Below are 12,594 nucleotides of genomic sequence, written 5' to 3' on the forward strand. Positions count from 1 at the left end.
TGCATGCAAATTACTACTGCCCGGCGCCGGCCCAAAGCCAGATCGTGGAGATGGCTAAAAGCGTGGTCGCTAAAATACTGACGCTTTGCATCGCATCCCAGCCGAGCAACGGAAAGCCTTCAACCCAGTGGATGGATAGTGGACCCGATATCTGACCTAGGGCAAATGCGCTCGTCATCTGGGCGACTATCCGATTGGGCCGGTGTGGTTCGACAGCTCGCGCCAGTTGCAGTCCGGCCATGGTGGCGATCATAAATGCGGCGCCAACGAGCAGGGCGGCCAACGAAATCGTCACGATGGATTGCTTGATCAGTGGCAAGAGCGTTGCCAGTGCCATCGCCGCTTGGGAACTCGCCCACATCTTGCGAGGCGGTCGCTTCGGTTGTTTCAAAGTTGCGAGTCCGACGGCCAGCGCAGCGGCTAAGCCGAATATCGGCCATACCAAGCCAAAGATAAACGTATTTGCTGAGAGGCTCTTTGCCATCGTTGGCAAAAACGTAGCAGGTATGATGTAGCCAAAGCCGAAAAATGCGTAACTGACAAGTAGCCCGATTTTTGGTCCCGCCTTTGAGAGCTGAGAGGGTTCGATAGGGTGCTCAATGACTTCACGCTTGCTGGAGAGGGCTCTGGTGCTGCGTAGTATGTAAATCGTGCCTGCAGCCGAGATGCCAGCGAGTTGGGTCCATAACACTTTTGCCGACTGGTGACCTCCGAGCCAGGTTACCAAGCCGGTAACAAATATACCGATGCCAACGCCGGTGTATATCCTTCCCCCTGCATGGCTACCGGCGCGCGCCAGCGCTGGCAAACACCACGCAGTCGCGCCAATTAAGGCCCAGGCGCTGAAAATGCCCGATGTGCCGCGCAGCAGCGTGCCCAAAAATGGGAAGGCTGGTGGGGCTGCAGCGATGAAAAATGTTGTTACGGTCACACCTACCGCCCCAGTGGTCAGCGCTCTCAAAGGGCAGTTTGAAAACCGAAGCGCCGAAACAGCCCCAAGAAAGTAGCCTGCATAGTTGGCAATAGCCCACTCGATGCCAGTGGTGAGGGTGATGGTGTTGTCTCTTAGCATGATCGGCATCAGTGGTGTGAGCGCGAATCGGCCGATTCCCATGGCAATGGCCAAGGCGATCACACCGATGAGGGTGATATCGAGAGCAGAGGTATCCGTAGCGGCGGGCGGTTTCATGCAGCCAATTAGACTGGTTTTGGGTAAAATAAAAAATTGAATTATTTCTGCGGAATGTTCTTATTATGAGAATAATTACATTGGAGGATTTGGCGATTTTTCGTTGCGTGGCCCAGGAAGGCGGGGTTCTGCGAGCGGCTGAACGGCTAAACCGCGTTCCGTCGAATGTGTCTACCAGGATAAAGCAATTTGAGAAACGGCTGGGCACTCCGCTGTTTCGGCGGCAAGGTCGAAATATTGTGCTTACCGCGTCAGGCAGTAATCTTTTTGGCCATGCCGAGCGACTTTTGCGCATGGCTGATGAGGTCGAGCAGGAACTGATTCATGGCTCGGTGCGAGGTGCGCTAAAACTTGGGTCGCTTGAGAGTGCGGCCAGCGTCAGACTTCCCTCCATTCTGGCGGCATTCCACAACAAGTTTCCTGAGACTCAGGTGGAGTTGCGCACTGGGACCACGGCTTCGCTTCTTGATCAGGTGGAAAGCGTCGAACTGGATGCCGCGTTCGTGTCGCAGCCCTTCGAGATTCGCGGAGGCCTATCGTCGATGGCGGCTTTTCAGGAAGAGCTGACCTTGATCACGTCGAAGGAGGTTCCCGATGTGAGGGAGGTTGGCCAGCTGAATGGCTTGTCTGCTGTCGCCTTTCCGCACGGATGCTCGTATCGGCGAGTGCTGGTGGATTGGTTTGCGACGTCGGGGGCCAGCCCGTCGCGATTTTTGGATTTAAGTTCATACCATGCCATCGTGGCTTGTGTCGCGGCGGGTGCTGGCGTGGCCGTTGTACCAGCCAGCGTTCTGGACAGTGTGGCGGGCAGTGGCGCGGTAAAGCGGCATGTGCTGCCATGGGAAATTCGTGACAACACAACCCACTTGGTGTGGGCGGGTGAGCTCAGTCCACCGTTAAAGAATATGATGACTTTCCTCCCAAAACTGCTGAAATGAGGCGGCCACTAGATGGTGGGAGGACGGAGATGATGCCGGCCAAGAAGCGCGTTGCAGGGCATCTGTTTCTGCGATGAATGTTGTCCTGCAATCGGCGGTCCTTCGCTCAAACTTTCATTGCAACGGGTAAGTAGGAATTTTGCGTCTTAATTGTGATGTTAGATATTTGTTAATCGCTTTAAATTTGATGTGAAGTGGCCCTCAAACTTCACCGAAACCCCCAGTGCGCGGTAATGGCGCAAGACCTGCACCGATTTCCGTGTCGATAGCTTAAGAGGCTAATTTTCGCCCTAAATCGGGGATTATCTCGAACTTCAGCCCTATCTTTTGCTGGCCGGTGGTGCGCAAGTTTTTATGCCTGTGTAGATTACTTATTGGCTCAGGTGATAGCCCCAATCGCTGAAATTTGGGCTCTCAATACAGTGTGAAATCGTACTAACTCTGACGAGCACACTGCGATGAAAAAATCATACTTGCTGTGTTCGCTGGCAGTCCTCTGCGGTATCGGGATGGTCCATGCGGGCACCCCCAATCAACCAAACATCTACTTGGGTTTCGGCCTGAGCGAAGCGTTGGCAGACAATCCCTACGAGGATCAGCCCGGAGTTGAGGTGGACAATCAGGCCGCGGCCTATCGCGGCATCATCGGTTACAGCCTGCTACCCAATCTGGCCATTGAGGCGGGGTATATCAGCTTCGGAGAATTTTCTGCCACCATGAAGACACCTTTCGGCAGTGCGACCGAAAGCGTGTCACTGTCCTCGCCCTTGGTGGGTGTGAAAGCCTACGCCTATAAAAATCGTGAGTGGGGTGTGTTTGGCAAGGCCGGTTTGCCTTACTACGGCGGGGGAGTTTCCTGGTACTACGGCGGGCGTGGCAGTTTGAATATGAGCTTTGAACGCTATCAGGTGAACGAGGCGGCGATTAACTCGGTCAGCCTCGAGCTGCTCGCGGCATTCTGAACAGGGGGTTTGACGATGTGCACTTTGGGGCGGAATGCCCCAAAGTACGTTCAAGAAATCGCGTCGGTTATTACACTTCCGCGTTGTGATACACGTTCTGAACGTCGTCCAGGTCGTTGAGCATGTCGAGAAACTTCTCGAATAGCGGCATATCTTCGTCGCTGATTGGTGTTGTGGTCTGCGGGATGAACTGAATTTCTTCCACGTCAAATTCAATTTCGCCGAAGCGATCCAGCAGGGCCTGCTTGGCTTTGAAGAAATCGGTGTGGGGGGCGAAGACGGAGATTTTGCCGTCCTCACATTCGATGTCGCTCACATCCACTTCCGCTTCCATGAGGGCTTCCAGTGCCTCTTCTTCGTCTTCACCGGGGAAGACCAGAATCGCAGCGTGGTCGAACATATGGCTCACGGTGCCGGGTGTGCCAATTTTGCATTTGGTTTTGGTGAAGGCCAGGCGCACATCGCCAAAGGTGCGGTTGGGGTTGTCTGTCAGGCAATCAACAATAACCATGCAGTTGCCGGGACCGAAGCCTTCGTAGCGTGCTGGCGAGAAATCCTCACCGCCGCCGCCCTCGGCCTTGTCCAGGGCGTTCTTGATAACGTGGCTTGGGACCTGGTCTTTCTTTGCCCGCTCCAGCAGGCCCCGCAGGCTCAGGTTGGCGCTGGGGTCGGTGCCGCCAGCTTTGGCGGTCACGTAGATTTCACGGCCATACTTGCTGTATACCTTGGTCTTGGCAGCAGCCGTTTTGGCCATGGAGTCTTTGCGGTTTTGGTAAGCGCGGCCCATTGAATGATTCCATTGACGATTTTTGAAGGGGGGCATTTTATAGTTACTGCCCCGGGCTTGGGAATCCTTTTGCCCAGGTCAGTGGCGCGCCGCCTGGGTTTGCGGGCCGAAAACTGGCCGGCGGCTATCGTGCTAAGGCTAAAAGTACGTTAGCGGATGATTTTCCCGGCGAGCTGATCTACACTGGTTTTCCGTCGTCGGTTTACCATTTTCACAGCGCGTGACCCTATGTATACGCCTGATGGGAAGGCCCGAACGGGCGAGAAAGAACAACGCGATAAGCAGCAATCACAGAAGACAGGCTGCTCACCCGAAGATGAGCTCATTCAATATCATCACGGTGGGTGGCAATGGCTTGGCCGATGGCCACGCCCAGGCGACAGTGGGTCGAAAAATAACACTCTCAGGAGAAATGACAGATGGCAGTTAATCAGGAAACCCTGTTCATCGGCGGTGAGTGGGTGCAACCCGCCTCCAGCAACCGAATTCAAGCAATCAGTGCCGCCACCGAAGAGGTGCTTGGCAGTGTTCCCGAAGGCAGCCCCGCCGATATCGACCGTGCGGTCGATGCCGCCCGCAATGCGCTGAAAAATTCTGCCTGGGCAACGGCGACCCCGGAAGAGCGCAGCGCCGCCATGCATCGATTTGCCGATGCCATTGAGAAGCGCGCGCCCCAGATTGCCGAGGCTGTCAGCAGCCAGAACGGCATGCCGATCATCATGTCTGAGCAGCTGGAGGCGGGTTACACCGTCGGCTTGCTGCGTTACTACGCCGAGCTGGCCAAGGGCATGGAGCTGGAAGAAACCCGCCCTTCTCCGCTGGGCTCAACGACTCTGGTTCGGCGTGAGCCGGTGGGTGTGGTTGGCGCGATTGTGCCCTGGAACTTCCCCGTCATCCTGTCGATGATGAAAATTGCCCCGGCGCTGGCGGCAGGCTGTGCCATTGTGCTCAAACCCTCTCCAGAAACTGTGCTCGACAGCGTATTGATCGCCGAAGCCGCTGAAGAAGCTCAGCTGCCTCCCGGTGTGATCAGCTGGGTGCCCGGTGGTCGCGAGCTGGGTGCTTACCTGGTGTCACATCCCGGGGTAAACAAAGTGGCCTTCACTGGCTCCTCCACGGCGGGCCGCATTATTGCTCAGGAATGTGCCAAGTTGCTGCGTCCGGTCAGCCTGGAGCTGGGCGGTAAGTCCGCGGCGATTCTGCTGGACGATATGGATCTGAACGCCTTTGTGCAGGCGGTGCCCTCTGTGTCCATGCTCAACAGCGGCATGGCCTGTTTCTCCTGTACTCGCATTCTGGCACCTGCCAGCCGCTACAACGAAGTGGTGGAAGCCATCGCCGCGGGTGTGTCCTCCTTCCCCCAGGGCAACCCACTGGATCGCAACACGGTTGTTGGCCCAATGGCCTCCTCTGCCCACCGTCAGCGGGTCGAATCCTACATCGCCAAAGGTAAAACCGAAGCCAAACTGGTGACCGGTGGCGGCCGTCCCGCTAGCCTGGAAAAGGGCTGGTTCGTGGAGCCTACCGTGTTTGCCGATGTCGACAATTCTGCCGTGATCGCCCAGGAAGAAATTTTCGGCCCGGTGCTGTCCATCATCTCCTATAAAGATGAAGCCGACGCAATTCGCATTGCCAATGACTCCATCTATGGTCTGGGCGGCACGGTATGGTCTACCGACAGCGAGCACGCTGCCGCCGTTGCCCGGCAAATGGAGTCCGGCACCATTGGGGTGAACGGCTATATGCCAGACCTGAACGCACCTTTCGGCGGCGTGAAAGCCAGCGGCCTGGGTCGGGAAATGGGCCCCGAGGCTATTTTTGCCTATCAGCAATACAAGTCAATTTACCTGATGGGTTGATAACCTGCCGGGCCGTGTCAGCGGCCTGATGTTTGAGAAGCCCGGTTGGAGACAGCCGGGCTTTTTGCGTTTTGGGGGATGGGTGAGGTGGGGCTGACCTCTGACACCGCGTCTCCGCAAGATTTCAAACATCCGTCATTCCGGATGCGTTGTCTGCGATCTGGAATCCAGGGGTCTTGAGCACGGGAGCAACTGGGCCCCGGCTCGGGGGCCGGGGCGACGGAGTTGGGAGTTCGTCTTGGGGGCGACGCTGAATAGAGATTGGCGTTGAAATAAAAAAAGTGCGCTAAATGCTTGACATGCGCCGGCGCCAAATCATGCTTTTCTAGCGTCTAGCGTCTAGCGTCTAGCGTCTAGCGTCTAGCGTCTAGCGTCTAGCGTCTAGCGTCTAGCGTCTAGCGTCTAGCGTCTAGCGTCTAGCGTCTAGCGTCTAGCGTCTAGCGTCTAGCGTCTAGCGTCTAGCGTCTAGCGTCTAGCGTCTAGCGTCTAGCGTCTAGCGTCTAGCGTCTAGCGTCTAGCGTCTAGCGTCTAGCGTCTGCGTCTGGCGTCTGGCGTCTGGCGTCTGGCGTCTAGCGTCTAGCGTCTAGCGTCTAGCGTCTAGCGTCTAGCGTCTAGCGTCTAGCGTCTAGCGTCTAGCGTCTAGCGTCTAGCGTCTAGCGTCTAGCGTCTAGCGTCTAGCGTCTAGCGTCCAGCGTCCTAAACCTGCTCCTGGCTGGCAAGAAACTCGTCGTAGGTGCCTTGGAAATCGTGAATCTGGTGGTCGCGGATTTCCACAATCCGGGTGGCCAGGGAGGACACAAACTCCCGGTCGTGGCTGACAAAGATCAAAGTGCCGTCGAAGTGCTCAAGGGCGAGGTTCAGCGACTCGATAGACTCCATATCCAGGTGGTTGGTGGGTTCGTCCATCACCAGCACGTTGCAGTCCATCATCATCAATTTGCCGAACAACAGGCGGTTTTTCTCGCCTCCGGAGCAGACCTTGGCCTTTTTGTTGAACTCATCTGAGGAGAACAGCAGGCGGCCGAGGGTGGCCCGTACGATCTGGTCGTCGTGGCTGGGTTTCTGCCATTGGCTCATCCATTCAAACAGCGTCAGGTCGTTGTCGAAATCGCTGCTGCTGTCCTGGGGGCAGTAGCCAACGCTGGCGTTTTCGGCCCATTTCACGTTGCCGCCATTGGCGCGCAGCTCGCCGATCAAACAGCGCAGAAAGGTGGTTTTGCCCGCGCCGTTTTCGCCGATCACCGCCAGTCGCGAGCCCGCTTCCAGAATCAAGTCGCCACCGTTGAACAAGGTTTCGCCGCCAAAGCCGTGACTGAGCTTTTCCAGGGTCAGCGCCTGGCGGTGCAGCTTTTTGTCTTGCTTGAAACGGATGTAGGGGTTCTGCCGGCTGGAGGCCTTGATCTCATCGAGTTTGATTTTCTCGATTTGCTTGGCCCGGGAGGTGGCCTGTTTGGCCTTGGAGGCGTTGGCAGAGAAGCGGCTGACGAACTGCTGCAGATCGGCAATCTGGGCCGACTTTTTGGCATTCTGAGCTTGCAGGCGTTCACGGGCGGCGGTGGCGGCGGTCATGAAATCGTCGTAGTTGCCGGGATAGACCCGCAGTTCGCCATAGTCGATATCGGCCATGTGGGTGCACACGGTGTTGAGAAAATGGCGGTCGTGGGAAATGATCACCATGGTGCTCTTGCGCTGATTCAGCACCCCTTCGAGCCAGCGGATAGTATTGATATCGAGGTTGTTGGTCGGCTCGTCGAGCAGCAGGATATCCGGATCGGAAAACAAGGCCTGGGCCAGCAGCACCCTCAGTTTCCAGCCCGGGGCGACCTCACTCATCGGGCCGAAGTGCAGGGACTCCTCAATGCCGGCACCCAGCAGAATTTCTCCGGCCCGGCTCTCAGCGCTGTAGCCGTCCATCTCGGCAAAGGCGACTTCCAGCTCGGCCACTTTCATGCCGTCCTCTTCGCTCATTTCTGGCAAGGAGTAAATCCGGTCCCGCTCTTTCTTCACTTCCCACAGTTCGGTGTGACCCATGATCACGGTGTCGATCACGGAGTAATTCTCAAAGGCGAACTGGTCCTGGTGCAACTTGCCGATGCGCTCGTTGGGGTCAATGGACACATTGCCCGCGCTGGGGGAGAGGCTGCCGTCGAGAATTTTCATCAGGGTCGACTTGCCACAGCCGTTGGCGCCGATCAGGCCATAGCGGTTGCCGCCGCCGAACTTGACCGAGATATTTTCAAACAGGGGTTTGGCACCAAATTGCATGGTGATGTTGGCAGCAGAAATCACAGTGTTTTCCAGGGATGAGAGTGAGTGGAGTGCAGCGTGCAGGGCGCGCACTATAGCGGTTTTGGCAGCGAAAATCGAACAATCGGGCGCAAACGGACGTTGCGCCGCGCCCGATGTGGACTACTTCGCTGGCGACGCCATTGCCTGGCGAATGCAGCTCACCACTTCGCGAATGCAGGCCATGCGGGAGTAATTGGGGCGCACCAGCAGGCAAATCTGCCGGGTGGGTGCAGGAGTGCGGAAGTGAATGTAGTGAAGTCCCCGCTCGCCATCGGCGGGGTTAATGGCCAACTCTGGCATCAGGGTGATACCCAGGCCGCTGGCTACCATGTAGCGCAGAGTTTCCAGGCTGGTGGCCTGAAAGCGGGTATCTTCCCGGGCACCAGCGGTAAAACAATAGTCCAGGGTTTCATCCCGCAAGCAGTGGCCGTCCTCCAGGGTAAGCACCCACTGCCCATCCAGGTCCTGCAGGTTGGCCTCTGTTTTTGCCGCCAATGGATGCTGCTGGGGGGTGGCTAATACCAGAGGCTCTTCGAACAGGGTGTAGCGTTCAACACCTTTCATATCGCTGAGCCAGGATAAAATCACCGCATCGAGCTTGCCCTCGTCAAGCTGCTGCATGATGACTTTGGTCTGGTCCTCGTGGAGGAAGAAATTCACTGCCGGCAAAGCCTTGGTGAGCTTACCCATGATGTGGGGAAGGAGATAGGGCGCCACGGTGGGTATCAGGCCAATGTGCAAATCCCCCGCAAGGGGGTCGGCCAGGGCGCGGGCGGCCTCTTCAAAATCATCGGCGGCGCGCAGCACATTGCGGGCCCGCTGTATGAGTTGCTCGCCAGCCGGGGTCAGCATGATGCGTTTGCGATGCCGCTCAAACAGCGTCAGCCCAAGCTGTTCCTCGAGTTTCATTATCTGACCACTGAGGGTCGGTTGGCTCACAAAGCAGGCGTCGGCAGCGCGGCCAAAATGTTGGTGCTCGGCCACGGCATTGAGATATTGGAGGTCGCGCAGTTTTATCATCGGTTTCAGCTATGAAAATAATAAAAACAATCGATTAGAGCTTTTGGTATGGGATTTATAGCATAGGTCGGGAATTGAGCACTAACCCATTCATCAGGAGATCGCTATGTTCCCACGTATTATCAACACGAAAGTTTTGCCTTTTTCCGCTACCGCATTCCATCAGGGCGAGTTTATTCCCGTCAGCGACGCCGACCTGAAAGGTAAGTGGTCTGTGGTGATGTTCTACCCCGCCGACTTCACCTTTGTCTGCCCCACCGAGCTGGGCGATATGGCTGACCATTACGCACAGCTGCAGGAGATGGGTGTAGAAGTGTACTCGGTATCCACCGACACCCATTTTACCCACAAAGCCTGGCACGACAGCTCAGAAACGATCGGTAAGATTCAATTCCCGATGATCGGCGACCCCACTGGCACCATTTCCCGTAACTTCGGTGTGATGATTGAAGAAGACGGTCTGGCGCTGCGCGGCACCTTCGTGATCAACCCCGAGGGCGAAATTAAAGTGGCTGAGCTGCATGACCTGGGTATTGGTCGTTCCGCAAAAGAGCTGGTCCGCAAAGTACAGGCTGCCCAATACGTCGCCGATCACGATGGCGAAGTGTGCCCCGCTGCATGGCAGCCCGGTGAAGCTACCCTGTCGCCCTCGCTGGATCTGGTTGGCAAGATTTAAGTCCGTCCCTCAGGTAGGGGTACCTTTGAAGTAACCCCATGTTTGGCCCCCTCCCGGGGGCCCTTTTTCCGAATACTTTCGAGTTCTCTGGAGTTGTTATGCTAGACGCAAATATGAAAAAACAGCTGCAAAGCTACCTGCAGAATTTAAAAACGCCGGTCGAGCTGCTGGCCTATTTGGGTGAGGATGATAAATCCAAAGAGCTTGGCGCACTGATCGACGAGCTGGTGAGCTTGTCGCCCAAAGTTACTGCGGCCAGTGGCAGTGACAGCACTGCTCGCGTGCCTTCTATGGGGGTGCGCTCAGTGGCGAAGGGAACGGAGCTGCGCTTCGCCGGTATCCCCCTGGGCCATGAGTTCACCTCCCTGGTGCTGGCCCTGCTGCACAGCGGCGGACATCCTCTAAAGCTGGATGCTGAAGTGATCGAGCAGATTGAGGGATTGGAGGGGGAGTTTCACTTTGAGACCTTCATCTCGCTGAGCTGCCAGAATTGCCCCGACGTGGTCCAGGCGCTGAACATGATGGCGATCATCAATCCGAATATTCGTCACGAGATGATTGATGGCGCGTTGTTTCAGGAAGAGGTTGATCGGCGCAAGGTGATGGCTGTGCCCTCGGTGTTTTTGAACGGCGAGAGCTTTGGCCAGGGGCGGATGTCGATTGCCGATATTCTGAAGAAGGTAGACAAGAATGCGGCAGCGCGCAGCGCCAAGAAGCTGGAGCAAAAGGCCCTGTTCGACATGCTGGTAGTGGGCGGCGGTCCTGCCGGGGCGGCGGCTTCCATTTATGCCGCGCGCAAAGGCATTAACACCGGCATTGTCGCAGACCGTTTTGGCGGCCAGGTGCTCGACACCGTGGGTATTGAAAATTTCATCTCGGTCAGTGCCACCGAGGGGCCGAAATTGGTCGCCAACCTGGAAGAGCACGTAAAGGATTACGACGTCGACATTATGGCAGGGCACAAAGCGACCGGGCTGACCCTCGCCGATGATGGCACGGTGGAGCTTCAGGTTGAGGGTGGTGCAACCTTGCGCAGTCGGTCAGTGTTGCTGGCCACCGGCGCGCGCTGGCGTGAAATGAACGTGCCGGGGGAGCAGGAATACCGCGGCAAAGGCGTAGCGTACTGCCCCCACTGTGATGGTCCGCTGTTTAAAGGCAAGCGTGTTGCGGTTATTGGCGGCGGCAACTCCGGCATCGAGGCGGCCATTGACCTGGCCGGGGTCACCCAGCACGTCACAGTACTGGAATTCGACAGTAAATTGCGTGCCGACGAGGTGCTACAGCGCAAGGCGCGCTCCTTGCCAAATGTGGACATCATCCTCAATGCCCAGACTACCGAAGTTCTTGGCAATGGCGAGAAAGTGACGGGGCTGGCCTACACCGACCGGGTGAGCGGCGAGGCCCAGCAGATCGAACTGGCCGGGATTTTTGTGCAGATTGGTCTGGTGCCCAACACCGAGTTTTTGAAGACCAGTGGCATTGAGTTGAGCCCGCGAGGCGAGATCGTGATTAATGGCAAGGGCGAGACAAATCTGCCCGGCGTCTTTGCCGCCGGTGACGCCACCACGGTGCATTACAAGCAGATTATTATTGCGATGGGTGCCGGTGCGACGGGTGCGCTGAGTGCCTTTGACTACCTGATTCGCAGCTCGGCGCCCTCGGCCGAAACCAAGGCAGCGTAACAGCTGCCGGGCTTTTTTTGTGCTCGGGATTCTTTCGTCAACTGGCGATGGGCGGGTCTTCATCACTGTCGGGCGAATAGGGGTAGGCCTCGGGTTCAAAGGCTTCGCGAAATGCAGAAATGTGTTCCAGGGCGATGTCAGTGTCGCCTTTGTACTTGGCGATATGGAAGAGGGCATCCCCCTCGTAAATCAGTGGCAGAAAGGTGCGCCCAATGACAATACCTTCATCGTTGGCCAAGACTTCGGCATCGGTACTGCTATCGCCAATGGGGTCGGAAATCATCCCGATGACCTGCCCCTTTTTGACAAAGGCGCCGAGCGGCACCAGCGCCCGCAAGACGCCGCTGCTGCTGGCCCGGATCCAATAAGACTGGTCGGTTAGCATGGGCTTGCGGCGGGGACGGCGGCTGCGGGAGGGCGGTAGCATGCCGATGGTGCGCATCACGCTGATAATGCCAGACACCCCGGCCCGAATGGCCACTTCGTCAAAGCGCAGGGCTTCCCCTGCTTCGTACAGCAGAATGCGGATATTTTCGTCGCTGGCCACTTCACGCAGGGAGCCATCCCGGGTTTTGGAGTGGAGCATGACGGGCGCGCCGAAGGCTTCCGCCATTTCCCGGGTGGCGGGGTCCTTTAAATCTGCACGAATTTGCGGCAGGTTGCTGCGATGCCGCGCGCCGGTGTGCAGATCGATGCCGTGGCTGCATTTGGCGACGACCTCGTTGAAAAACGTGTGCGCCATGCGACCCGCCAGGGAGCTCTTTGGTGAGCCCGGAAAGGAGCGGTTGAGGTCGCGGCCATCGGGTAGGTAGCGCTCGTTATTCAGAAAGCCGTGCACATTGACGACGGGAATCGCCAGCAGGGTACCGCGCATGGAGCGCAGGGCCCGATGCTCCAGCAGTCGCCGAACAATCTCCACACCGTTAATTTCATCGCCGTGAATGGCGGCGCTGACGAACAGGGTCGGGCCTTCACGTTTGCCGCGCAGGGCTTTGACGGTGATGGATAATTCCGTGTGGGTGTAGAGCTTGGCCACCGGCAGCTCGATATGCACGCGACTGCCGGGGGGGATGGGAGTGCCGGCAACCACCAGCTCCTGATAGCGCGATGGCGGGCGTTTTGTTGTACTCATAAGCCCTGGTTGGTCCTGCGAAGAATGATATTAAGCTGATTCTACACAGTTTTTCGCTGC

Annotated in this window: 10 protein-coding genes; 5 read left to right on the forward strand and 5 right to left on the reverse strand. The window is 57.1% G+C overall.

The window, feature by feature from the left end; translation table 11 throughout:
• Nucleotides 1-13 precede the first annotated feature (13 nt).
• Entirely contained in the window at nt 14-1,189 is a 1,176-nt protein-coding gene (locus tag NCG89_RS10500; protein WP_251086485.1) for a YbfB/YjiJ family MFS transporter, read from the reverse strand.
• A gap of 107 nt (nt 1,190-1,296) precedes the next feature.
• Between NCG89_RS10500 and NCG89_RS10505 the strand changes: the two genes are divergently transcribed.
• Nucleotides 1,297-2,127 carry a LysR substrate-binding domain-containing protein gene (locus tag NCG89_RS10505; RefSeq protein WP_251086486.1) on the forward strand — a complete coding sequence of 277 codons (831 nt, stop codon included), beginning with the start codon at nt 1,297-1,299 and terminating at the stop codon, nt 2,125-2,127.
• A gap of 458 nt (nt 2,128-2,585) precedes the next feature.
• Nucleotides 2,586-3,089: a hypothetical protein gene (locus NCG89_RS10510; protein ID WP_251086487.1), complete on the forward strand. Its 504-nt coding sequence runs from the start codon at nt 2,586-2,588 to the stop codon at nt 3,087-3,089.
• Between the two features lie 70 nt (nt 3,090-3,159).
• Here the strand turns inward: NCG89_RS10510 and NCG89_RS10515 are convergent, their stop codons facing one another.
• Complete coding sequence (locus NCG89_RS10515) at nt 3,160-3,876, reverse strand: YebC/PmpR family DNA-binding transcriptional regulator (protein ID WP_251086488.1); 717 nt, start codon at nt 3,874-3,876, stop codon at nt 3,160-3,162.
• Between the two features lie 419 nt (nt 3,877-4,295).
• Here NCG89_RS10515 and NCG89_RS10520 point away from each other — a divergent pair, with 419 nt between their 5' ends.
• On the forward strand, nt 4,296-5,735 hold the full coding sequence (locus NCG89_RS10520; protein ID WP_251086489.1) for an aldehyde dehydrogenase: 1,440 nt from the start codon (nt 4,296-4,298) through the stop codon (nt 5,733-5,735).
• A gap of 696 nt (nt 5,736-6,431) precedes the next feature.
• Here NCG89_RS10520 and NCG89_RS10525 read toward each other — a convergent pair.
• Together NCG89_RS10525 and oxyR are read right to left on the reverse strand one after the other, a co-directional pair.
• On the reverse strand, nt 6,432-8,024 hold the full coding sequence (locus NCG89_RS10525; protein ID WP_251086490.1) for an ABC-F family ATPase: 1,593 nt from the start codon (nt 8,022-8,024) through the stop codon (nt 6,432-6,434).
• A 120-nt stretch (nt 8,025-8,144) separates the two neighbouring features.
• The gene (gene oxyR, locus NCG89_RS10530) at nt 8,145-9,044 is read right to left on the reverse strand and encodes a DNA-binding transcriptional regulator OxyR (protein WP_251086491.1); all 900 of its coding nucleotides are present in this window, start codon (nt 9,042-9,044) and stop codon (nt 8,145-8,147) included.
• 106 nt (nt 9,045-9,150) lie between these two features.
• Here oxyR and ahpC point away from each other — a divergent pair, with 106 nt between their 5' ends.
• Nucleotides 9,151-9,720 carry an alkyl hydroperoxide reductase subunit C gene (gene ahpC, locus NCG89_RS10535; RefSeq protein WP_251086492.1) on the forward strand — a complete coding sequence of 190 codons (570 nt, stop codon included), beginning with the start codon at nt 9,151-9,153 and terminating at the stop codon, nt 9,718-9,720.
• A 98-nt stretch (nt 9,721-9,818) separates the two neighbouring features.
• Nucleotides 9,819-11,402: an alkyl hydroperoxide reductase subunit F gene (gene ahpF, locus NCG89_RS10540; RefSeq protein ID WP_251086493.1), complete on the forward strand. Its 1,584-nt coding sequence runs from the start codon at nt 9,819-9,821 to the stop codon at nt 11,400-11,402.
• Between the two features lie 37 nt (nt 11,403-11,439).
• Here the strand turns inward: ahpF and NCG89_RS10545 are convergent, their stop codons facing one another.
• A complete protein-coding gene (locus tag NCG89_RS10545) occupies nt 11,440-12,534 on the reverse strand; it encodes a succinylglutamate desuccinylase/aspartoacylase family protein (protein ID WP_251086494.1) in 1,095 nt (364 codons plus the stop codon).
• Between the last annotated feature and the right edge of the window lie 60 nt (nt 12,535-12,594).

The organism is Spongiibacter taiwanensis, assembly GCF_023702635.1.
GTDB lineage: Bacteria > Pseudomonadota > Gammaproteobacteria > Pseudomonadales > Spongiibacteraceae > Spongiibacter > Spongiibacter taiwanensis.